Annotated in this window: 25 protein-coding genes and 1 other annotated feature; of the genes, 17 read left to right on the top strand and 8 right to left on the bottom strand. The window is 46.1% G+C overall.

Going from position 1 to position 22,997, the window contains the following annotated elements; all coding sequences use genetic code 11:
* Positions 1-39: 39 nt before the first annotated feature.
* The 6 genes from phoU to FD04_RS02430 form a co-directional block, all read right to left on the bottom strand.
* A complete protein-coding gene (gene phoU / locus FD04_RS02455; RefSeq protein ID WP_056946692.1) occupies positions 40-720 on the bottom strand; it encodes a phosphate signaling complex protein PhoU in 681 nt (226 codons plus the stop codon).
* Between the two features lie 10 nt (positions 721-730).
* Positions 731-1,486, bottom strand: coding sequence for a phosphate ABC transporter ATP-binding protein PstB (pstB, locus tag FD04_RS02450; protein WP_054702433.1), 756 nt, complete (start codon positions 1,484-1,486; stop codon positions 731-733).
* A 16-nt stretch (positions 1,487-1,502) separates the two neighbouring features.
* The gene (gene pstB, locus FD04_RS02445; RefSeq protein ID WP_056946689.1) at positions 1,503-2,297 is read right to left on the bottom strand and encodes a phosphate ABC transporter ATP-binding protein PstB; all 795 of its coding nucleotides are present in this window, start codon (positions 2,295-2,297) and stop codon (positions 1,503-1,505) included.
* Positions 2,298-2,304: 7 nt separating this feature from the next.
* Positions 2,305-3,192, bottom strand: a complete 888-nt coding sequence (gene pstA, locus FD04_RS02440; protein ID WP_056946686.1) for a phosphate ABC transporter permease PstA — start codon at positions 3,190-3,192, stop codon at positions 2,305-2,307.
* Positions 3,189-4,112, bottom strand: a complete 924-nt coding sequence (pstC, locus tag FD04_RS02435) for a phosphate ABC transporter permease subunit PstC (RefSeq protein ID WP_056946683.1) — start codon at positions 4,110-4,112, stop codon at positions 3,189-3,191. Before pstC ends, pstA begins: the two co-directional genes overlap by 4 nt.
* 154 nt (positions 4,113-4,266) lie before the next feature.
* Positions 4,267-5,163, bottom strand: a complete 897-nt coding sequence (locus tag FD04_RS02430) for a phosphate ABC transporter substrate-binding protein (RefSeq protein ID WP_056946681.1) — start codon at positions 5,161-5,163, stop codon at positions 4,267-4,269.
* A 180-nt stretch (positions 5,164-5,343) separates the two neighbouring features.
* Between FD04_RS02430 and FD04_RS02425 the strand changes: the two genes are divergently transcribed.
* Genes FD04_RS02425 through FD04_RS12300 form a run of 3 tightly spaced genes read left to right on the top strand, consistent with a single transcriptional unit; the run spans position 5,344 to position 7,364 of the window.
* Entirely contained in the window at positions 5,344-6,057 is a 714-nt protein-coding gene (locus FD04_RS02425) for a response regulator transcription factor (protein ID WP_056946678.1), read from the top strand.
* Between the two features lie 42 nt (positions 6,058-6,099).
* Positions 6,100-6,567, top strand: a complete 468-nt coding sequence (locus tag FD04_RS02420; RefSeq protein ID WP_054702438.1) for an NUDIX hydrolase — start codon at positions 6,100-6,102, stop codon at positions 6,565-6,567.
* Positions 6,552-7,364, top strand: coding sequence for a C39 family peptidase (locus tag FD04_RS12300; RefSeq protein WP_082603089.1), 813 nt, complete (start codon positions 6,552-6,554; stop codon positions 7,362-7,364). The genes FD04_RS02420 and FD04_RS12300 overlap by 16 nt, the downstream gene beginning before the upstream one ends.
* A 580-nt stretch (positions 7,365-7,944) precedes the next feature.
* Here FD04_RS12300 and FD04_RS02405 read toward each other — a convergent pair.
* Both FD04_RS02405 and FD04_RS02400 read right to left on the bottom strand, forming a co-directional pair.
* Positions 7,945-9,036, bottom strand: a complete 1,092-nt coding sequence (locus FD04_RS02405) for a DmpA family aminopeptidase (protein ID WP_056946672.1) — start codon at positions 9,034-9,036, stop codon at positions 7,945-7,947.
* A 12-nt stretch (positions 9,037-9,048) separates the two neighbouring features.
* Positions 9,049-9,639: a M15 family metallopeptidase gene (locus tag FD04_RS02400; RefSeq protein WP_082603088.1), complete on the bottom strand. Its 591-nt coding sequence runs from the start codon at positions 9,637-9,639 to the stop codon at positions 9,049-9,051.
* 160 nt (positions 9,640-9,799) lie between these two features.
* On the opposite strand from FD04_RS02400, the gene hisJ reads away from it, so the two are divergent.
* The 14 genes from hisJ to hisC all read left to right on the top strand — a co-directional run bounded on the left by hisJ (position 9,800) and on the right by hisC (position 22,894).
* Positions 9,800-10,642: a histidinol-phosphatase HisJ gene (gene hisJ, locus FD04_RS02395; protein WP_056946669.1), complete on the top strand. Its 843-nt coding sequence runs from the start codon at positions 9,800-9,802 to the stop codon at positions 10,640-10,642.
* A 414-nt stretch (positions 10,643-11,056) separates the two neighbouring features.
* Complete coding sequence (locus tag FD04_RS02390; RefSeq protein ID WP_056946666.1) at positions 11,057-12,097, top strand: ABC transporter substrate-binding protein; 1,041 nt, start codon at positions 11,057-11,059, stop codon at positions 12,095-12,097.
* 24 nt (positions 12,098-12,121) lie between these two features.
* Positions 12,122-13,129 (top strand): ABC transporter permease, encoded by a 1,008-nt coding sequence (locus FD04_RS02385; protein WP_082603087.1) that lies wholly within the window; start codon positions 12,122-12,124, stop codon positions 13,127-13,129.
* 12 nt (positions 13,130-13,141) lie between these two features.
* Positions 13,142-13,912 carry an ABC transporter ATP-binding protein gene (locus tag FD04_RS02380; RefSeq protein WP_054702448.1) on the top strand — a complete coding sequence of 257 codons (771 nt, stop codon included), beginning with the start codon at positions 13,142-13,144 and terminating at the stop codon, positions 13,910-13,912.
* A gap of 616 nt (positions 13,913-14,528) precedes the next feature.
* Positions 14,529-14,788 (top strand) — a binding site (T-box leader).
* Between the two features lie 70 nt (positions 14,789-14,858).
* A complete protein-coding gene (locus tag FD04_RS02375) occupies positions 14,859-15,998 on the top strand; it encodes an ATP phosphoribosyltransferase regulatory subunit (protein ID WP_054702451.1) in 1,140 nt (379 codons plus the stop codon).
* 4 nt (positions 15,999-16,002) lie between these two features.
* Entirely contained in the window at positions 16,003-16,635 is a 633-nt protein-coding gene (gene hisG, locus FD04_RS02370) for an ATP phosphoribosyltransferase (RefSeq protein ID WP_056946663.1), read from the top strand.
* A complete protein-coding gene (gene hisD, locus FD04_RS02365; RefSeq protein WP_056946661.1) occupies positions 16,632-17,912 on the top strand; it encodes a histidinol dehydrogenase in 1,281 nt (426 codons plus the stop codon). The genes hisG and hisD overlap by 4 nt, the downstream gene beginning before the upstream one ends.
* A gap of 558 nt (positions 17,913-18,470) precedes the next feature.
* Positions 18,471-19,055, top strand: a complete 585-nt coding sequence (hisB, locus tag FD04_RS02360; protein WP_054702455.1) for an imidazoleglycerol-phosphate dehydratase HisB — start codon at positions 18,471-18,473, stop codon at positions 19,053-19,055.
* Positions 19,055-19,681 (top strand): imidazole glycerol phosphate synthase subunit HisH, encoded by a 627-nt coding sequence (gene hisH, locus FD04_RS02355; protein WP_056946658.1) that lies wholly within the window; start codon positions 19,055-19,057, stop codon positions 19,679-19,681. Before hisB ends, hisH begins: the two co-directional genes overlap by 1 nt.
* Entirely contained in the window at positions 19,659-20,387 is a 729-nt protein-coding gene (gene hisA, locus FD04_RS02350; RefSeq protein WP_054702458.1) for a 1-(5-phosphoribosyl)-5-[(5-phosphoribosylamino)methylideneamino]imidazole-4-carboxamide isomerase, read from the top strand. The genes hisH and hisA overlap by 23 nt, the downstream gene beginning before the upstream one ends.
* A complete protein-coding gene (gene hisF, locus FD04_RS02345) occupies positions 20,377-21,135 on the top strand; it encodes an imidazole glycerol phosphate synthase subunit HisF (RefSeq protein ID WP_054702461.1) in 759 nt (252 codons plus the stop codon). Before hisA ends, hisF begins: the two co-directional genes overlap by 11 nt.
* Positions 21,136-21,137: 2 nt before the next feature.
* On the top strand, positions 21,138-21,479 hold the full coding sequence (gene hisI / locus FD04_RS12415) for a phosphoribosyl-AMP cyclohydrolase (RefSeq protein ID WP_156660386.1): 342 nt from the start codon (positions 21,138-21,140) through the stop codon (positions 21,477-21,479).
* Positions 21,480-21,800 carry a phosphoribosyl-ATP diphosphatase gene (gene hisE, locus FD04_RS12410; RefSeq protein ID WP_056946653.1) on the top strand — a complete coding sequence of 107 codons (321 nt, stop codon included), beginning with the start codon at positions 21,480-21,482 and terminating at the stop codon, positions 21,798-21,800. It begins immediately after the preceding gene.
* 11 nt (positions 21,801-21,811) lie between these two features.
* Positions 21,812-22,894, top strand: a complete 1,083-nt coding sequence (gene hisC, locus FD04_RS02330; RefSeq protein WP_056946650.1) for a histidinol-phosphate transaminase — start codon at positions 21,812-21,814, stop codon at positions 22,892-22,894.
* Positions 22,895-22,997 lie beyond the last annotated feature (103 nt).

Below are 22,997 nucleotides of genomic sequence, written 5' to 3'. Positions count from 1 at the left end.
TTTTGATGTTGTTGGGATTCACGCCTAAGTTCGAGTGAACTAATCACCATCCGGGCGAATTCGACTTTGATTTAATTCGATAATTTCACCAGTCTGGTTGTATACCAGTTCTTCGGCAAGATTGACAATTCGATCACCAATTCGCTCGAGTAGTTTAGTGACGAGTAAATAACTTGCACCAGCCGCTGCAACTTCCGGGTCTTGCTGCATGGCAACTGTAACGGTGTTTCGAATTTCGTCAAATTGATCATCAACTGATTGGTCTTGTTTGGCAATTTTTTCGGCCTGAGTTGCATCATTAGCGTTAAAGGCCGTTAAGGCAGTTGTCAGCATATCACGAATTTGTTGAGACAATGAGGCAATTTTAACTTCAACGGACTGGTTACGGTGCGAACCCTTTACCCGAATCGTTTCAGACGCAATACTCGTTGCGTGATCACCAATCCGCTCTAAATCTGCGCTCGCTTTGAGAATTGAGACGACCGCCCGAAAATCATCGGCGACGGGCTGTTGTAGCGTCATCAAAGTGAGGGCTTGTTTTTCCAAGTCAACTTCATTGCCATTAATAGATTGGTCATGCGTAACCAACGATTGGGCTGCGGCCTTATCATGATCAATATAGGATTGTGTGGCTTGAGCAATTTGTCCGCTAACAGCAGTTCCCATGTCGGTGAAATCTGAGAATAACTTTTTGAGTTCCTCTGAAAAAATGTTTTTCATGTGCAATCTCCTAACCGAACTTCCCGTTAAGGTAGTCACTAGTTTGTTGGTGGGCGGGTTGAGTAAATAGCTGACTGGTTGAGTCGACTTCAACTAGATCGCCATTCAGCATAAAGGCGGTGCGGTCGGCAACGCGGGAGGCTTGTTGTAAATTGTGGGTCACGATGATAATCGTGTAGTCGTTTTTCAGTGTCAGAAGCGTTTCTTCAATTTGTGCACTTGAAATTGGGTCAAGTGCACTAGTGGGTTCATCCAGTAAAATAATGTCAGGTTGAACTGCAAGTAATCGCGCAATACAGATGCGTTGTTGTTGACCACCAGAAAACAAAAAGGCGTTTTTATGCAAATCGTCTTTGACTTCCTCCCAGATTGCAGCCTGTCTTAGCGCGCGTTCAACTTGCTCGTCCAGAAAACGTTTGTCATTATGACCCGCAAGCTTTAAGCCATAGGTGACGTTTTCGTAGAGTGAGAAGGGAAATGGGTTTGGCTGTTGAAAGACCATGCCAATCTGCTTACGAAGTTCAACTAAGTTGGTCGTAGGTGCGTAGATATCTTGTTCATGGAATTGAAAGCTACCTGTGACGGTCGTGTCAGCAATCAGGTCGTTCATCCGATTGAGACAGCGTAGGTAAGTTGACTTACCACATCCCGACGGACCAATCAGAGCGGTAATGCTATGTTCGTCAAAGTTAAGATCAATTCCGTGGAGCGCTTCTTTTTCGCCATACGACAGGCGCACGTTTTGGGTTGCTAGAATTGGTGTCATAACGTTCCTCCTGTGGTTAGCCAAAGTGACCGGTAACGTAATCGCGAGTAGCCTGAATTTGGGGTGTTTGAAAAATGGTTTCTGTTTTGTCGTATTCAATCACGTGACCTAAGTGGAAAAAGGCGGTGTAAGTACTAATTCGAGAGGCTTGTTGCATATTGTGGGTCACGATGATAATGGTGTATTTCTCCGTCAGATTCTTCAAGGTCATCTCTAATTTGGCAGTGGAGATGGGATCCAGTGCACTGGCCGGTTCATCGAGTAGCAAAATGTCGGGTTGCATCGCAATTGCACGGGCAATACACAGTCGTTGCTGTTGCCCACCAGATAGGGATAGTGCACTCTTATGAAGATCGTCTTTGACTTCGTCCCAGAGAGCCGCCTCTTTAAGACTGCTTTCAACGCGGTCGTCTAGTACTTTTTTATTGGTTAGTCCGGCTGCCTTTAAAGCAAAAGTGATGTTGTCGTAGATAGACTTTGCGAATGGGTTGGGCTTTTGAAACACCATGCCAATATGTTTACGAACTTCAAATACGTTCACTTTTCGACTATTAATATCAGTATGCCGATACATAATTTCGCCCTTAACTGTTGCAATTCGATCGTTCATTCGGTTTAACGATCGTAAATAAGTCGATTTGCCAGATCCTGAGGCACCAATTAACGCCGTAATTTGAAACCGGGGAAAGCTCAAACTGGCGTCGGTCATTGAGTGATTGCTGCCATAAAAGACTTGCAGTTGGTGGGTGGACAGCGCAATTTCTTCATCAGGTGTCACAATATGGGTCTCATTTAAGTTATAGCTTTGCATAAGGTCCTCACTTTCCGCCGGTCATGTTTTTGTAAAGGTGGTTTCCGATGGCGCGAGCGCCAAAGTTAAAAATCAAAATCACGATGATTAACACTGCTGACGCACCGGCTGAGATACTAACGGCATCCGGCGTGACCCCCTCCGTATTCACTTTCCAAATGTGAACGGCTAAGGTTTCTGCTGGTCGCATCGGGTTTAGAAAACTGTTACTATCAACGGGATTCCAGTTGGTGTAATCGACGATGGGCGCACTTTGACCAGCGGTGTAGATGAGGGCAGCGGCTTCACCAAATACTCGACCGGCACTTAAAATAATGCCAGTTAAGATGCCAGGTAACGCAGCCGGTAAAATAATGCCGCGAATCGTTCGCCAGTTCGAGAGGCCAAGGGCTATACCGGCTTCACGTTGACTATCTGGCACTGCGTGAAGTGAACCTTCGATGCTTCGAACCAGGAGTGGCAGGTTAAAAAAAGTCAGTGCGATTGCACCGGAAAGAATCGAAAAGCCAAGGTGAAAAGAAATCACGAAAAGGAGGTAACCAAACAAGCCGACAACCACGGATGGTAGCGAGCTCAGCACTTCGATAGCCGTTCGAATGAGGCCGGTAAACCAGTTATTACCGGCATATTCGGATAAGTAGATTGCGGCACCCAATGCCAGTGGAAACGAGATGACCAGGGTTAAGACCAATAGATATAACGAGTTAAACAGTTGATCACGAATGCCGCCACCAGCGCTAAATGAACTGGATGGTGAGGTTAAAAAGTGCCAACTGATGTGGGGTAGACCGCTGATAATGATGTCACCGAGTAGGAACAAGAGAATCAAAACCACTACCGCAACGAGTAGATTGATGATTTGGGTGGCAACGCGGTCAGTTTGATGTGGCGTCATGAGTTAATCGTGCCTCGCTTTCCAATAAAACGAATGAGCAGGTTAAAGACCAGTGACATGAGTAATAAAATTAGGGCAAGCGACCAAAGCGCGTTGTTAGGAAGTGTCCCCATGATCGTATTGCCGATGTTAGTCGTTAATTGACTCGTTAAGGTCGAAGTAGGTGTAATCAAATTATGTGGCATCAACGCGGCGTTACCAATCACCATTTGAACGGCTAACGCCTCACCGAATGCTCGTGCCATCCCAAAGATAATGGCGGTCAGTAGCCGTGGCATGGCAGCTCGAAGTAATACTTTATAAATGGTTTGAAAACGGGTTGCGCCAAGTGCCAGTGACGCTGAACGAAAGTAACCGGGGACAGCTTTTAGTGCGTCAACAGAAAGTGAGGTAATGGTAGGTAGCACCATCACAAACAACACAATGGTACCGGCGAGGATTCCTGATCCAGTGCCACCAAATAGCTGCCGAATAGCGGGCACGATGACCGTCAAACCGATAAAACCGTAGACAACGGATGGGATACCGACCAGTAATTCAATCACCGGTTGAAGAAAACGAGCACCCGTTTTTGGTGCGATATCGGTCATAAACAGGGCAACCGCGATTGCAAAGGGCGTTGCCACTAGGGCAGCCAGTACAGTGACACTAAACGAAGTGACAATCATTGGTAGCGCCCCAACTTGTGGGTTTCCCTTAGCATCTAGACTGCCAGGGTTCCAGTCAGTGCCGCTTAAAAAACGCCAGAGGTTGACGTGATCGTTGGTAAAAGTGGCAATACCACGTGAGGTGATAAAGTACAAGATACTGACAACTAAGATGATGATGGCGGCAATACAGGTGTAACTAATGATGCGACCCAGGATATCTTCATGGGAAGCTTTGGAGGGCGAAACTAGTTTTTTTTGAATCTCATCCATGGTGATCCTCCTTGGTGGTTGAATGGTGGGAGTGGGAATAGTTCATACTGAGATAGACAAGCGGAAAACCAAATCGTTATCAAACAATCCGGTTTTCCGCTTATCAATTGGGGTGAGTTGGGTGAAACGAGTTTAGTTTGATCCTTTAACGCTGTTACTTTGTGACAACGTTTTTAGCGTTTTTAGTTACTTTCATATCGTGAATGCTGATGTAACCAAGTTTTTGAACGAGATCACCTTGAACCTTGCTTGATGTCATGTACTTTAAGAAGCCGGCAGTTGCCTTGTCAGGTTGACCCTTAGTGTACATGTGTTCATAAGACCAGATCGTCCACTTATTGGATTCAACGTTGGTATCAGTTGGTTTAACGTTATTGATTGAAAGAGCCTTAACTTTCGTGTTGACGTATGAGAAAGCTAAGTAGCTGACGGCGCCAGGTGTGCTAGCAACCAATTTTTGAACCGTACCATTCGAATCTTGTTCTTGTGAAGTGACGGCTTTCTTACCTTCCAAAACGGCTGATTTAAAGGTGGCACGCGTACCTGAACCTTGCGCACGGTTGATGACTGAAATTTTTTGGTCCTTACCACCGACTTGTTTCCAGTTGGTAATCTTACCAGTGAAAATATCGCGGAGTTGAGCCATGGTAACGTTCGTTACACCGGTAGTTGGGTTAACAACTGGTGTCATTCCCACAACGGCTACCCGGTGATCAACGAGTTGCTTGGCCTTGATACCAGAAGATTGTTCTGCAAAAATATCGGAATTTCCAATTTGAACGGCACCTTGCTGAACTTGGCTGAGCCCTGTACCAGAGCCACCACCTTGAACGGTTAGGTTGACGTCTTTGTTAGTTGCTTGGTAGTCTTGGGCAGCTTGTTCAACGAGTGGTTGAAGGGCAGTTGAGCCAACAGCGGTGATCTTAGTGACCTTGGCTGCCTTTGTGTCGCTGCTGCTTGATTTTTTGCTGGAGTTAGAACTACAGCCCCCTAAGAGCAACCCGGCAAGGCTAAATGCAACTAACGTGGAAACGAGTGTTTTTTTGTGCATGAGCATATTCCCCTTTAAAAGTATTGTCCTAGAAACACCTGATTTCTAAGTACAGGGACAGTATAAGACGCTTGCGTAAAGTTAATGTATAGGTCGTGTAAAGTTTATGTAAAACGGGTTTTGTTGGGTAAATAAACGTGCGATAACTATTGTAACGACTAAAACGAAAAGAGGATCGCCATGGAACGCAGCATTTTACTGATTAGTGATAATCCTAATCTTTTGAAACGTCTGAAGCAGATTATGACCGACTGGCAAGTCATTAGTAGCCCAACTTACCTCCCTGATATTCTATTGAATCGTGATAGTCAAACCCTGATTTTGTTAGATCTCGACCATTTCTCAGAACTTGGGCAGCGTCCAGATACGTTATTTTTAATGCGCCAGCAATTTCGTGGACCATTACTAGCCATTCACCGCCAAAGACTCACGGCAGCAATGATATGCGATATTTTTGAACGGTTCCACTTTGATGAGTTACTCTCATTAGAGATGTCGAATCGTGAATTACACGCTCGAATTCAGCAAAAAATCTGGCGATATTACCAACCGCAAGAAGAGAGTCGTGAAATATTAAACACTGGCCAGTTACAAGTTGATTTTCAACACTACATGGTGAGCGTGGCTGGACGCAAGCTTACCATGGGGCCGGTAGATTTTCGCTTACTCGTGTACTTTATGCAACACGAAAACGTCGTCTTGACCCGAGCCCAAATTGCGGAGGGCGTCTGGCGTAATGGTCGTGACTCTACGATGCGCGCAATTGACTCTCACATTAGTAAATTACGTAAGTTAATTGAAGAAGACGCTAAACAACCACAGTATTTACAAACAATTCGAGGCTTTGGTTACATTTTTAAAACAGTACCTGAGCATACGCAAGAAGCCGAGTAACTGATATAATAGAATCACGAAAAAATTGAAGGGGTGGTTTTAATGGCAGATTATATTCATGAGATGCGCGCGTTAGTGGGACACCGGCCGATGATTCTGAACACGGCGGCTGGTGCGCTGCTTGATGATGATAATCGCTTGCTGTTACAGGAACGAACTGACACTGGTGATTGGAGCTTTCCAGGTGGCTACATGGAATTTGGCGCCTCTTTTGCAGAGACCTGTCAGCGTGAGTATCTCGAGGACGCGGGTCTTGAGGTCGAACCACTTAAGCTATTGAAGTTATTCGACAAGGATTTTTATACCTATCCCAACGGTGACCAGACACAGTTGATCACAGCACTTTACTTAGTTAAGCAAACCGGTGGTCAACTACTGGATCACGTCACGGATGAAACCAAGCAGGTGAAGTACTTTGCCTTAGACCAGTTACCACCACTATTTAACGAACAATCTAACAAAATGGCCCAGGCGGTCATCGATGAGGTACAGTCATGGCAGGAAGGTTAATTCATGCATTGGCACCACACCAGCCCGAGGCAACGACGGTTGTGGTGATTTTATCGGCCGGTGCACGGTTGTTTGATGCGGATGGCGACTTGATTAAGCGCACTGCACCGCACGAACAACTCAAAATTGAAGCGGAAGTCGTTGATGAAAAAGGTCGCCATTATTATCAGCTTGACCCTGATCGCTTTGTTTTAAAAAACGATGTCACTACCGAGATTACGAAATGGCAAGCAGCACACGACGATCAGGCAGAGTATCATTACCTGAATGCCGAGAATATCAATCAGATTCGTTGGGGGATGCCAAACGGGTGTGAACCGGCCGCTTTGCTGGAGGGGTTACACCTCATGGGCTATGCCCAAACGTTAAGTTACCTTGATTTTATTGCGGAGATGCCACGAGCGACTGATTACAATCCTTATCATGGTTTTGGCGGTGAACCTGACGAGAACGTGCCAGGTCACTTTGAGGCAATTTTTCCAGAACCGTTGGCCAAATGGGCACGACAATACGGACCAGCGCATCAACTCGCCAATGCTGAAATTGAAGATTTACGTCAATTGATTGCACAAAAAAAGCCCATCGTAACGTACGTGACGGTCGGCTTTGAGACACCTGAATCGGCGCAATATTCGTTTGGTGAGGCTTTGAGTAATAATCATGCCGTTTTATTGGACGGTTATTTTGGCGATGACTTACTCCATGTTTCGGATCCAATCGATGGCCGGTACTGGCTAAGTACGGCGCGATTTAAACAGGCTTATGATGCTCGTAAATGGGCGGTATCAATTGGTTAGCAATTAAAAAGATGGTTCGTCGACTTTTTCGACGTGCCATCTTTTTTACTGTGGCAGCTTGAACTGAAAGTACACTGATGAAAGCCGCCTCCGGCCGCCAGCCAGTCTTTTTGGCGGGTAGCTGTGGGACCGACTTCAACCGCTTCGCGTTTTTCGTCTCGCTTCTGAGCCTCGAAACCCATGAGTCTCAGAAACGTCCAGTACCACTCAGCGCTATCGCGCAAAGTGGTACTAGTCACTGCTACCCGCCCAAAAGACTGGCTTCTGGCACTACGGCTCATATTGCGGGTGAAATTCGACCATACGATGGTTTTTTAAGTCAATGATCAACTGGCATATTGTCAAACAACGTTGTGGTGTACAGGTGTAAGTAACGAGAACGGAAGGTAAGGCGTTTTTGTAGTTGCAGTGACAAGTTCGAGTTAACGCTTTAGCGATTACTCGAACTGGACGTTTGTGAGCCTTTGGTCTTCGAAGGCTCACAAACGAGGCGAAAGACACGTGGTTTTCGTGGCTGAAGCTGGTCCCACAGCAATTGCAAAAACGCCTTACCTGGAGTGGTAGTGGCAGCCAAACTAATTTAGATGCCCAATTGCTGTTGCAAACGTGCAATATCATTATCTTGATAAGTTGTTTGGTATTGGTCAAGCGCATCAGTCAAACTCAGGCGTGGCTGACCCTTTCGATCAGTTACCGTTGTGGCATGAGTTAACACACTCAAAACGGCTTCTTCGACAACGGCAACGGTCATTCGAAAGTAACGGTCAAACTTATCGTCGCTGATGGCGGCGTGGGTAGTTAACTCAGTTTTTGGATAGTGTGGGATGCGATTAGCGGTTGAGAATGCCAACACGATCTCGCCACTACCATTACCAATAAACGCACCGGTACGGGTAATGCCAACACTGGCCCGTTTGGCAATTCGAGTTAACTGGCGTTCATTGAAGGGAATATCAGTCGCTAGAATCGTGACGATACTGCCCTTTTCCTTTTGTTTTTGAGCCGCTTTATCGGCTGCTAACTTAGCACCAACTGGTACGTTATAGATGTTAAGGTCGCGTAAAAAGCCGTAGTTTGAGAGAACTAGTGCACCCATGGTAAATGATTGACCATCAATGTCGATCACCCGACTAGCTGAACCGATGCCACCCTTTAGATCGTAGCAGCTCATGCCAACGCCAGCACCAACCGTGCCTTCTTCAAACGTTTCAGCCGTTTGATCAAGTGTCGATAAAACGTCCGCTTCAGTAACGTGAACGTCGCGAATGGCGTTTATATCACCATCGTTACATTCCATGACGACCGGATTGACAGTGCTGGTGGTATTACCAATATCTGGGTTGTCAGCCAACATCGCTTTTACCAAGGCATTTTGGGCAGTCCCCACAGCAAAGGTGTTGGTTAACACAATAGGCGTTTCAAGGGTCCCCAGTTCATTGATCTGAACTAAGCCAGTACTTTTGCCAAAGCCGTTAATAACGTGAGTGGCTGCTGTTAACTTGTTTAAAAAGACGTTATCTGGTGCCGGTTTGATCACGGTCACACCGGTGTTATGCACCCCGTCTTGAATAGTTGTTTGACCCACACTTACACCAGGCACGTCGGTAATGAGGTTACGTGGACCGGGTAGGGTTTCGCTAACCGGGTCTAAAAAAGGTTTTGATAATCCCAAAATGAAGCCTCCTTAACGATAATCATTTGGATCAACTTGCGATGGTCCGTAGGCATCCGCATCATTGTCCATAAAATCCCACCATTCATTTTCGTAGCCGTGAAAATCGGCCTTAGTCATAATGGTGTTGAGTAATTGGTAATTGCGTTCTTGTTCAGGGGTGCGATGGTAATTGCGTTTGGCGCGGTCAGAGAAATCATCAAAGCCACTCTGCATGTTCAGTTCGTGGCCATCAAGATCGGTGAGCGTCATATCAAAGGTAACACCTTTTTCGTGGCTGTAGTTGGGGTTGGGCGTGGCCACCCAAGTATCATCAGGATAAACATCGTACAGTCGTTGTTGCGCTACAGTTGGACGATATGCATCCCAAATTTTGATTCGGTAGCCCTGTGCCTTAAATAATTGTGCTGCAATGCCGAGTTTACGAGCGGTCCCCACACGAGCAACCGCAGTTTGAAATTGATAAATCACTTGGCCAGTAAAGTTGTCTTCAGTGGCGTATTTTAAATCAACAATGATACTATCATCGATTTTTTGTAGATTGATAAAGTCACCGTCTGGCGCAATACTTTTAGCAACGGTCATGCTTGGTTCGATTGGCATGCTAGCACCTCCTTCAAAAATGAAAATCTGATGAGACGTCTTGCTTATTATAACAATTTTTCGCATTGGGTGGGGCGACTTTTATAAAATTGCATAAAAGAAGATCCTTGGCCATATTTTGTGGTATAAGTATAGCAAACGCACGCGAAGGAGAAACGACATGTTAAAAAAAGAAGGCCATTCACATACTGAATTTTGTCCACACGGTAGCGGCGACGATGTTGAACAAATGATTCAAAAGGCGATTAAATTAGGCTTTGAGACGTATAGCATTACTGAGCATGCCCCACTACCTGATGATTTTAAAGCGGAGTATGCGGGAAATGAGACTGGTCTTACTGAGGCCTCGATGAAGATGTCTGATTTACCTGCGTATTTCAAAAAATGCCGGCAGATGCAGGCAAAATACGGGGATCAAATTCAAATTAACGTTGGCTTTGAACTCGACTTTTTACCACATCACGTCGCCTGGACCCGTGATTTCATGAATGAGTATGGGCCACAAACTAGCGACAACATTTTGTCAGTTCACTTTATGCAGGGGACAGACGATCATTTTTGGTGTGTGGATGATACGATGCCAGATTTTGAACGTGGTTTATTAGCCAATGCTGCGGATGGGCAGACTCTGTACCAACAGTATTTTAACGCCCTGATTGAAGCTGTTTCCACTGACCTAGGACCGTTTGCACCCAAGCGCATTGGTCACATCACGCTCATTCGCAAGTTTCAAGACTATTTTTACTTACCTCGGACGTACGATGCTGACACACAGGCGGTTTTAGGACAGTTGCTGACTTTAATCTCACAACAAGGTCGCCAATTAGATTACAACGCGGCCGGTCTTTACAAACCATTTTGTAATGAAGTCTACCCAGATTTACCAACCGTCCAACTTGCTCAACGGCTGCAAATTCCGTTAGTGTTTGGCTCAGATGCACACAGTATCGCGGAAGTTGGGCACGGCTTTCATACGTTAGCTGCCATGCTAAATGAAAAATAGCTATTGACAACTCAAATTTTCTAATTATAATTTAATGTATATTCAAGTTTTAAGCCTAATTTTATACATTTTGACAATGGTAAGTTGAGTAACCATAACGCATTGCTTAGAGAGCTGGGGTTGATGTGAACCAGCCAATGTGACGTGGTGAATATGGTCTTATCGTCATTTGATGGCGAACAATTAGTCATCAACGGGTCCGCCCGTTACAGCGGGCGGGTATTGTGATGCACTGCTCAACGTTGGTTGGCCTCCGAAGTACAAGGAGGGTGGCGTTGATCGACTGTAAAAGACAGTACCTCTAAGGAACACATTGTGAAATGTGTTTAAATTTAAGGTGGTAACGCGACTTTGTCGTCCTTGTATCGTAACGATACGAGGACGACTTTTTTTATTTTAGGGAGGTTATTGGGTATGAGAATTGGTAAGACATTGTTAAGTTTAGTTGGTGTTTTAGCATTGGGAAGCGTGCTTGCAGGTTGTGGCAATCAGTCAACCGCAGGCAAGAGTAGCACCTACAAGTATGGGACGGTTACGATCCCAGCGAAGGATGGTTCGATTTGTAACGCGCCGAACTACATTGCATATGAAAAAGGGTTCTTCAAGAAAAATGGAATTAAGGCCAAGATTGTGGCCAATCCACGGGATATCAGCGACTTGGAAGCCGGTTTCGCTAGTGGTAAATACGATGCCCAAAACGGTGATTTTCAATATTTACCCGCCATTCAAAACGGTGCTCAAATTAAGGCGGCTGGTGGCATTCACCAAGGTTGTATCAAGTTGTTGGTCCCTAAAAACTCAAGTATCAAGAGCGTCAAAGACTTAAAGGGCAAGACGATTGGTATTCCAGCCCAAGGATCAACACCCCAGTACGTGACCTCGATTGCGCTACAACACGCTGGCATTGATCCGAAGAAGGACGTGACGTGGAAAGTTTACAGCACCGATTTACTGGCCAAGGCAGCTCAAAAGGGTGAAATAGATGCAGTTGGGACAGTTGATCCATACGCTTATCAAGCCCAAAAACAGGATGGCTTCAAAGCAATCATTGATAACAACAATTATTCAGGTAGCAACAAAATGGCCGCTATGGGGATGAAGAAGCAAGGGTCATGCTGTTACTTGTATCTCTCTAACAAGCTGATCAAGGAGAACCCAGCCAAAGCTAAGGCCGTTGTGAAATCATACAAGGAAGCTGCTGATTGGATCAACAAGCATCCAGAAGAAACTGCCAAGATTGAGTTGAACAAGGGCTATGTCTCAAAGACCAAGTTTATTAACGTTAAAAACGTTACCCAGATTTTGAAAGACGAACACTTTGACTTGAACCTTAAGAAGGGCAAGTCGGACCTAAGTTATTACATTCAACAGCTCAAGCAAGCCGGTTACCTGAAGAAGGACACGAACAACAAGCAATTATTGAAGCAGGCTTACTGGAATCCCAAGTTGAACTAGTCTATTCGCTAAAGGAGTCTTCACATGCAATCGTCAGTAAAACAAGAACGTCAGCTGATTCAACAGCACGAGCGTGAACGCAATTATTGGAAAAAATGGTCAATTGGCTGGAACGTGTTTAGCGTGTTGACTATCGCACTGGCTTATTTGGAAAACGCTCTAGTACCCACGCAAGAAACCGTCGATAATCGGTATTATCACTGGTTTTTAGGGGCCTACATCGCTTATTTGATCATTGTTTACGTCATCGGACAGGTGACCCACGGTGGCGTTCGGAGTTATAGTGGCCACTTTGCACAGCTTAATAGTTCAATTGGTATCTTGCTCATCATACAAGATTTAATTACCGAAAAATTTGCATTAATGGCGCTACCGTTTTTTGTTAGCTTTGCTCAAATATTGCAGCAAATTCACGAGGATGCCAAACTACTGTGGGAATCAACGTTGTCGTCACTTGGCCTTTGGGCGGTGAGCTTTGTCGTTGGGACATTACTTGGGGTCTTCTTAGGCCTCTTCATGGGTCGCTATCGGCAGTTTAATTACTGGGCTTTTCCCTATTTGAAAGTCATTGGGATTATTCCGGCCGCAGCTTGGATGCCATTGACAATGGTGATTTTTCCGACCAGCTATATGGCGGAAGTATTTCTAATCGCGTTTTCTGTGTGGTTCCCAGTTGCCTTTATGACAATTGGTGGCGTACAGGGCATCTCGAAGGATTATTTTGAATCCGCCAAAACACTGGGCTTCAGTGAGTTTCAAATTGTGCGTAAAATTGTTATTCCAGGTGCGCTACCAAGCATCTTTATCGGTGTCTTCACGGCGATGGGCCTCTCGTTCACCATGTTAGTGATTTCTGAAATGATTGGCGCCAAGGTTGGCCTCGGCTGGTACATCAACTGGGCGAAGGGTGTCGGTAATTACACGCAAGTTTATGCGGCCATCGCAATCATGGCACTCCTGTTCTCAGTCATTTTTGCCGTCATTAATAAAGTAGAAGCACGATTGCTCCGGTGGCGCGATGCCGGACGTTAGGGAGGAACGACAATGAGTTTATTAGAGGTTAAAGCTGTAAACCGAATTCTGACTGATAACAACGGCCAACGAGTACCGGTTTTAAACAATATTAATTTTGATGTGGAACCCGGCGAGTTCGTATCGCTGATTGGGCCATCAGGTTGTGGCAAGACAACGCTGCTGCGCTTGATTTCAGGACTGGATCAACCAGAGTCGGGGACCGTTAAAGTTAACGACAAGTTGGTTACTAAACCAGATGTCTCACGTGGCTATGTTTTCCAACATGGTAGTTTATTTCCCTGGTTTTCGATTCGAGACAATATCAGTGCCGGATTACGCGTAACCCAGGGCAGACATTTTGATCAAGCCCTCGTTGATCAATACATTGATTTAATGGGCCTCAAGGGCTTCGAATCGGCATTCCCACATCAAGTTTCTGGTGGGATGGCACAGCGAGCTGCTTTGGCACGGTCGATTATTATGCATCCCGAGCTGTTATTGCTGGATGAGCCAATGGGTGCCCTAGACGCCTTTACGCGGGCGGATATTCAAAATGTGATTTACCGGGTTTGGCAACAAACCAAAACCACGATGATTCTGGTGACCCACGATATTGATGAGGCGGTTTACCTATCTAATCGGATTATTGTAATGACGCCGCGACCTGGTCAAATTAAGGAAATTGTGACGAATCCGTTGCCTTATCCACGTCAGCGGACTTCTGATGAGTTCTTGAAGTTCCGTCAGCAGATTCAAGATAAACTTAATTTTGGTGCTAAGGACCAAGTTGCGGCATCATAATTTAATAAGTTCAAGTTGTGACTTTCGCCTTCGGTAGTCAACTCGGTCGGTTACCGCTATGGGGCCGGTCCGAGCCAAACGGCGGTCTCGGACCTCAAGTCTAAGCCGAGCCAAAACCATTGCTCGTCTTAGACTTGTCCCCGATTGGTGAAAACCACCAATCGTTTCACAGCAACAACCGACCGAGTTGACCATCTCTGACTGATGCAGTGGACGAAGGCTGCTAGAAATTTTGGTTTGAAATGTACGCTGAAGTTGTACGTCTCGATTCCAATGGCCTGGACAGATATGTAATAAGATTTTACATTACCTGACGAGAACGAAGGTTACCAGCGGTGGTTAGCTGCAGTGACAAGTGTTTGTTAGTGCTTTAGCACTTACAAACACTGGACGTTGATGAGACTTGTGAACTTCAAGGATCATCAACGAGGCGTAAGACATGTCGTGGCTGAAGCCGGTCCCACAGCAGCTAGTCACCACTGGTAATCGGAGTGGCAGTCAAACGAGTTATGATTATCCGGAATTTAAAATGTAACTTGATTATTTTTAAGAAAAATCAGTTGACAAATTAGAATTTGGTGGTAAATTTAACTCATAAATTAAAACTAAATGACAAAATAAAGTTGTGATTAGAAAAAGTAACGGTGAGTCAATGTTAAGAGAGTTTGGGCCGGTGTGAACCAGACCATTGATACCGTGAAACACCTCTATGAACTGATGGGCTGAATAAAGTAAGCCCCTCCGCATGTTTAGCGTTATCAGGGTTACCGTAACTGTTCTCGAAGTGGGCTTCGACGACTAGTTATTGGCAACGTAAGGTTGGCATCGTGAGGTGTCGGCAAATTGAGGTGGAACCGCGATTATATCGTCCTCGTAAACTATTAAGTTAGTTTGCGAGGACTTTTTTATTTTCTAAACACAGCGATGGTCGAAAAGGGGCGTGACAATGAAAAATCGAAATTTACCAAGTGGGACGCGAGATGAATTTGGTCCCAGAGCCGCGGTGAAGGAACAGATTACCGCAAAGCTACTGGCCATCTTAAAGCAACGCGGGTTTGAAAAACTCACCACACCAATCTTGGAATACGCGGATGTATTTAAACCGTTGAATCTCACAAACAACCGCGCGTATCAGTTGTTGGATGAGCAAGGTGAAGCCTTGGTACTGCGGCCTGATTTGACGTTACCAGTGGCACGGATGTTGAGTACGACTGGTGTGGAGCTACCCGCTAAGTGGTATTACAGCGGCGACGTTTTTCGGGTCAAGAAACAGTTATCCGGCAGCTATAACCAGATCAGCGAGGCCGGCTTCGAGTTGGTCGGCTATGGTGGTCTTAAGGGCGAATGGGAATCATTGATGATTGCGTTAGCAGGTTGTCGCGAAACTGGTGTCACTGAAATGACGTTAGAACTCAGCGATGCCCGGTTCGTTGCGAGCGTCCTTGAAGCACTGCCAGTACCAACGCCAACGAAACAAGCGTTGCAACAAGCACTATTTGCAAAGAATCTAACGACTTATCAGCAAATTTCAGCGCTACTGGCAAAGACACCGTTTGGTCCGTTTTTAGCTGAATGGCCCTGGTTGTTCGGTGAATTCGATGACGTGATGAAAGTCGTTGCCAAATTACCAGCGATTCCTGCCTTAACCCCGGTGATTGATGATTTAAAGGCGACTGCGGCTTTCCTTAAGCAGCAAGCACCATCGCAACGAGTGGTATTAGACCTCAGCATTCCGTCACCGCAACGTTATTACACGGGAATGGCTTTCCGAGGGTATACGCAAAACGCGTCGGATTACTTATTTAGTGGTGGTCGCTACGATGACCTCTTGAAGAGTTTCCAACAGGTCAAGGAGCCGGCTGTTGGGTTGGCCTTTGACGTTGATGCCCTGGCTGACAAGGTGGCAACACCCGCAACACCGCCCCAAACCTTGATCTACTTTGATGCTGATCAATGGCAACTAGCTGAAGCAACCTTAGCAAGAACACCAAATAGTACGTTATGTTTGGCGGACAGTCGTGAGGAAGCAGAACGAATTGCCGTTAGCACCGCCAAGCAACTGATTGATTTAACAGAAAGCAGGTGAGCAAATGCCAATTAAGATAGCGTTAACTAAGGGCCGCGTGGAACAACAAGTTGTGCCGTTACTGGAAGCCAGTGGCATTGATTGTTCTGGCATTCGCAGCAAGGGGCGGCGGTTGATTTTTGATGAAGATCCCGTTTACGAAACTATTTTGGTGAAGGGTCCCGACGTTTTAACATATCTCAACAGTGGCGCGGTGCAGCTTGGTATCGTCGGGAGCGATATTTTAGACGAGCAACGTAATCCACAGTACGCCATGCTGGATTTAGGCGTCGGTCGCTGTCGTTTCGTTCTCGCCTCCACAAGTGACTTCGATCCACAGCAAGTTAGCCGAAAAATTATTGCAACCAAATATCCGAATATCACTAAACGTTACTTTCAAAGTATTGGCGAAGATGTTGAAATTATCAAAATTGAAGGTTCCGTGGAATTGGCACCGTTAATTGGCTTAGCGGATGCCATCGTTGATATCACCGAAACGGGCACGACGCTGAAGGAAAATAACCTGCACGTCTACGCGGAGTTGCAGCCCGTTAGCACTAAGTTAGTCGTGAATCGACTGGCGCTCAAACAGTACCAACCACAGATTAGAAGTTTAATTGATGCCTTACAACAAACCCAAGGAGTGAATGCGCAATGAAAATTTTAAAAAATCAAACCCTCTCACAATTACTAGAACAAGTTGATCGTCAAACCGACCAACAGGCTAACCAGCCAGAAGTTGAAGCGGCCGTTTCGGAAATTATTGCTAATGTCATTAAAAATGGTGATGCGGCGCTAAAGGCTTACAGTCAAAAATTTGATCAAGTTGAGCTGGATGACCTCCGTGTGTCACAGGCAGCGATTGATGAAGCTTATCAAAACGCAGATCAATCATTGATCGACGCCTTGAACCTCGCTAAAAGTAACATTATCAGCTATCACAAGAAAGAAATTCAAAATGGTTTTGTTGACGCTGAACAGCCCGGTGTTGTGCGTGGCGAAAAGATTACCCCTTTGGCAGCAGTCGGGCTATACGTGCCAGGTGGTACCGCAGCCTATCCATCATCGATTTTGATGAACGTGATTCCAGCCAAGTTAGCGGGCGTTGAAAAAATTGTGATGGTCACGCCACCACAAAAGGATGGCATTGGCCAAGCTGTGTTAGCAGCGGCTAAAATTGCTGGCATCGATGAAGTGTATCAAATTGGTGGTGCGCAGGCAATTGCAGCCTTAGCGTACGGGACACAGAGTGTACCACGTGTCGATAAAATCACTGGTCCAGGTAATATTTTTGTGGCTGTAGCGAAAAAGCAGGTCTTTGGTCAAGTGGACATTGATATGATTGCCGGACCTTCTGAAATCGGCGTAATTGCAGATGACAGTGCGGATGCAAAGAATGTTGCTGCAGACTTACTATCACAAGCCGAACACGATAAGTTAGCTCGCCCAATGTTAGTCACACCAAGTGAGGCCTTTGCGGATGCAGTGAGTGCTGAAATTGATCGGCAACTTGAAACTTTACCAAGACGAGAAATTGCTAGTGCATCAGTTGCGAATAAAGGATTTATCGCTGTGGTTGATAACCTTGATGAAGCTTTCACAGTTATGAACGCCATTTCACCAGAACACTTGGAAATTGAGCTGGCCGATGCCATGCAATATTTGAACCAAATTAAAAACGCTGGCTCCGTTTTCTTGGGCTTCAACGCCTCGGAGCCGGTTGGTGATTATGTGGCCGGTCCCAATCACATTTTACCTACTGGTGGGACTGCGCGGTTCTTCTCACCACTTGGGGTATCTGATTTTGTGAAGCGAATTCAGTTTGTGACCTATTCGAAAGCGGCCTTGAAGAAAGAGGAAAAGGCGATCACAACGTTGGCTCGGGTTGAAGGGCTTGAAGCCCACGCTCGTGCTGTTGAAGCTCGGTTTAAATAACACTAAGTAAACGTACATTGCTGTGATGTTCGCCTCCGGCAACGAAGTCGGTCGGCTACCGCTATGGGGCCGGTTCGAGCCGAAGATCGGTCTCGAACCTCAAGTCCAAGCCGAGCTAAAAACCATTGCTCGTCTTAGACTTGTCCCCGATTGGTGAAACCCACCAATCGTTTCACAGCGGTAGCCAACCGACTTGGTTACCTCCGGCTGAGATCGAGCAGAATGATTATATTGTTGTTTGATGATTTTTATTCGTACTGTTTTTCTCACCGCATCGACGCCAGACGAGAACGGAGGTTATCAGCGGTGGTCAGCAGCAGTGACAAGTGGTCGTTAGTGCTTTAGCACTTACAACCACTGGACGTTACCGAGACTTGTGATTTTCAAGGCTTGATAACGAGGCGTAAGAAACAGAGTGGCTGAAGCCGGTCCCACAGCAGCAGACCACCGCTGATAACCGGAGTGGTAGTCAAACAGTCACGTTTACTTGGATAAATAGTAGTAGAATCACGAATCAGCATTTTAACGGAAAAGCAGACACACCCAAAGGAGTACACCATGAGACAAGCAACGATAAAACGAGACACCAACGAAACACAAATTGAGCTCAGCCTTAATTTGGACAATTACGACACGATTGAGATCGATACCGGTATCGGCTTTTTCAATCATATGTTAGACGCCTTTGCTCGGCACGGTCGCTTTGGGTTGGTTGTAAAGGCAACTGGTGACCTGGACGTTGATCCGCATCACACCACCGAAGACGTTGGCATTGCGCTTGGTATGGCACTCAAGCAAGCGTTAGGTGATAAACAGGGCATCGAACGGTTTGGATCGGCTTTAATTCCATTAGACGAAACCTTAAGCCGCGTAGTGGTTGATTTATCTGGTCGTAGTTATTTGGTTTTCAACGCGGAACTAACTAGTCCACGATTAGGCGATTACGATACAGAAGTCACCGAGGATTTCTTCCAAGCTTTTGCATTTAATGCAGAGTTGAATCTTCACGCCGAAGTACTGTACGGTCGTAACACTCACCATAAAGTTGAAACGCTCTTCAAGGCGTTAGGTCGGGCGTTACGCGCAGCCGTGACACTAAATCCTGAAATTAAGGGTGTGCCGTCGACTAAAGGAGTGATCTGATGATTGTCATCATTGATTATGATACGGGTAATACCCGCAACGTGAAAAAGGCGCTGGATTATCTCAACATTGATAATGTTTTGTCAGCAGACTCTGAGGTAATCAATCAAGCAGATGGGTTGATTCTGCCCGGTGTGGGGGCCTTTAAAAAAGCGGTCGATGCACTGAACGAACGGCAATTGATTCCCGTTATTCAAGCAGCAGCCAAGTCGGGGATGCCAATGCTAGGCATTTGTCTGGGCATGCAGTTATTATTTGATCGTAGTTTTGAGTTTGGTGAAACGGCCGGACTTGGCCTGATTCCGGGTGAAGTGGTCGCAATTCCGGATGACTTAGGTGTCAAGGTGCCACACATGGGCTGGGACCAAAACCAGGTCACACAACCAAGTGTAATTGCCAAAGGTTTTGATCAAGAAGCAACGTATTTCGTGCATTCGTACTACGTTAAAACCAGTGAAAAATACACGTTGGCGACCTGTGATTATGGTGTGACGCTGCCAAGCATTGTTCAAAAAGACAACGTCATCGGCATGCAATTTCACCCGGAAAAAAGCGGTCAAGTTGGACTGAACGGTTTACTGGCCTTTAAGGAGTTGGTAGAAAATGGAAATTATTCCCGCAATTGATTTAAAGAATCAGCAAAGCGTCCGGTTATATCAGGGCGATTTTGAACAAACGACGCTGATTGCTGATGATCCAGTGACACAGGCAAAACAAATTGAAGCTGCTGGGTTAAGCCGACTCCACTTAGTTGACCTGGATGGTGCTAAGAGTGGCCGGCCCGTCAATCGACGTTTGATTCAACAGATTTGTGCCGAGACCAACGTCAAAGTTGAGGTCGGTGGCGGCATTCGAACCCTAGCTCAAATCAATGGTTATTTAACCAGTGGTGTCAACCGCGTGATCCTTGGTTCAGCGGCCTTGACGAATCCTAACTTAGTGCAGGAAGCCATTAATCAGTTTGGTAACGATCAAATTGTGGTGGGAATCGATGGCAAGGATGGCCGAGTGGCAATATCTGGTTGGCTGGAAGAAAGCGACGTTACCATGAGTACGCTGATGGCGTCTATGGTCGCCTTTGGTGTCGTGAACTTCGTTGTGACCGATATTGCTAAGGATGGGACGCTGAGCGGCCCTAATACAGCGTTGTTGACGACATTACAAAATGCTTATCCAACTACTTCGGTGATTGCTTCAGGTGGTGTGACCACGGTGGCTGACCTTAAGACGCTGGCACAGGCCGGTATTAAGGCAGCCATTGTCGGTCGCGCAATGGCGACGGGTGATTTGCCACTATCGACTTTAGCGGAGGTGGTCAAAGATGTTAGCTAAGCGGATTATTCCCTGTCTGGACGTCGACCACGGCCGAGTTAAGAAGGGTGTCAACTTTGTTAATTTAACGGATGTTGGTGACCCAGTTGCCATTGCGGCAGCGTATGAAAAACAGGGTGCAGACGAACTAGTTTTCTTGGATATCACGGCAACCAATGAAAAACGGCCAGCCATTGTGGATACGATCGAACAAGTCGCCAGTCAGGTTTTTATGCCGTTAACTGTCGGTGGTGGTATTCATACGGTAGATGATATGCAGCGACTCTTAAAAGCAGGTGCGGACAAAGTCGCCGTCAATTCGGCAGCTGTTCGCGATCCGCAATTAATTACGGCCGGCGCCGAGAAATTTGGCAGTCAGTGTGTCGTCCTTGCGATTGATAGTAAGTGGGACGACGCGACAAAACGGTACCAGGTTTACGTGAATGGTGGTCGTCAAGCCACCGACCTGGATGTGATTGAATGGGCCAAACAGGGTGTCGCTGCTGGTGCCGGTGAGCTGTTAGTGACCAGCATGGATAAGGATGGTACTAAGACTGGCTTTGATCTGCCACTTTATCAGCAGCTCACGCAGGCCGTGAATGTGCCAATTATTGCGTCTGGCGGTTGTGGTCAAGTGAGTCATTTTACGGATGTGTTCGCTCAAACTGACGTGGATGCCGCACTGGCCGCTTCAGTGTTTCACTTTGGTGAACTCACGATTCCGGCTGTCAAACAAGCTTTGAAACGAAACGGGGTGACGGTCAGATGACGTTGAAACCAGATTTTGCAAAATATCCAGATGGCCTGGTACCCACCATCGTGGTCGATGACCAAACGCAACAGGTGTTAATGATGGCGTATATGAATGCTGAAAGTTATCGCTTGAGCCTGGAGTCTGGGCAAACGTGGTTTTGGTCTCGGAGTCGTCAGTCGCTCTGGCACAAAGGTGAGACGAGTGGCAATACGCAAACCATTGTCGCAATTTGGATTGACTGTGATGAAGATACATTGATGGTCCGCGTCAAACCAGCCGGACCAGCGTGCCATACAGGCCATACCAGTTGCTTTTATCGTGAAATTAACCTTGAAACAGCACAGCAGGAGGAAAACTAAATGCAAGATATCGATGAACTTTACCAACTTATTTTAAATCGTAAGGCCAACCCCAAAGAAGGGTCGTATACGGATTATCTGTTTACCAAGGGATTGGATAAAATCTTGAAGAAGGTGGGCGAAGAATCCACCGAAGTCATTGTTGCTGCTAAAAATGATAGTGATGATGAATTTATCTATGAAGTGGCCGACTTGACCTACCACGTCCTGGTTTTGATGGCTAATCGTGGCATTAGCGTGGATCAAATCAAACGTGAACTCGCTGAACGTGAGGGGCTCATGAGTAAAACCAAGGAACGCCGTGATATTCAGGACTTATAGGGGGGGAGCAAATGGTCAAATCAGCAATTAAACAATTAACACCCTACGTTCCCGAGCAAACTTTGGCAGCCTTGAAGGCGCAGCGCGGGTTAGACAAATTAGTCCGGTTGTCAGCAAACGAAAACGCCTGGGGAACCTCTCCGAAAGTCAAACAGGCGATTCTCGATTGGGGCATTACCGATGTGAATCGTTATCCGGATAGTAACGTTGCTCAACTGAGAGGTGTTATTGCCGATCGGTTAACAATTGATCCAGAGCAACTGGTTTTTGGGGACGGCCTGGATGAAGTCATTCAGCTGTTATCCCGGACCCTGTTGTCACCGGATGATGAAGTGATTTTGACTCAACCAACGTTTTCAGAGTATGGGCTCCACGCCGAAATTGAAGGCGCTAAACTAGTTAACGTTGCAGCCACAGACACGGGGGAAACGGATTTAAATGACATGTTACGTGCGATTACGCCGAAGACACAAATGATCTGGTTATGTAATCCGAACAATCCGACTGGAACTTACGTGACACATCAAGCGATTGCGGATTTTATGACACAGGTACCTGCCACTGTTACAGTGGTTGTGGATGAGGCCTACATTGACTTTGTCACGGCTGAATCTCAGGCTTCGGTGATCGATTTGACACCACAGTTTGAAAACTTAGTCGTGTTGCGTACTTTTTCAAAGGCGTACGGGCTCGCCAATTTTCGAGTGGGGTATGCGGTGGTCGCCAAGCCGTTAGCTCGGTTGTTGCAAACCGTTCGATTACCGTACAACTTGAGTACGGTAGCAGAAATTGCAGCGGTGGCAGCCTATCAAGATCAAGCTTTTGTAGATAGTGTGGTTAAGACAGTGGCACAAGAACGTGCCCAATGGTTAAACTTTTTGGCGGAACTTGGGTTGCAGTTTGACGCGTCCCAGGCTAATTTTGTCTTTTTCAAAATAAATGGCGCCAAACAGCTAAGTGAATTGTTGCTCGATCATGGCTATTTAGTTCGAACCGGTCTTGGCGAGAATTGGTTGCGGGTTACAATTGGTAAACCTGCGGATAACTTAGTTATACAAGGATTAATTAAAGCCTTCAAAAAAGGACAAAAGTGATAAAAATGTGTTGTTAAAGCCGAAAGATTCGGATTTATCAACACTTTTTGTTGTTATAACCTGTGTGATATTGGTAAAATAGGGTTGTGATTAAATAGACCAA

This window comes from Secundilactobacillus odoratitofui DSM 19909 = JCM 15043 (assembly GCF_001434895.1).
GTDB lineage: Bacteria > Bacillota > Bacilli > Lactobacillales > Lactobacillaceae > Secundilactobacillus > Secundilactobacillus odoratitofui.
Note: the sequence above shows the minus strand (reverse complement) of the source record. Positions and strands in the feature narration are given on the sequence as shown.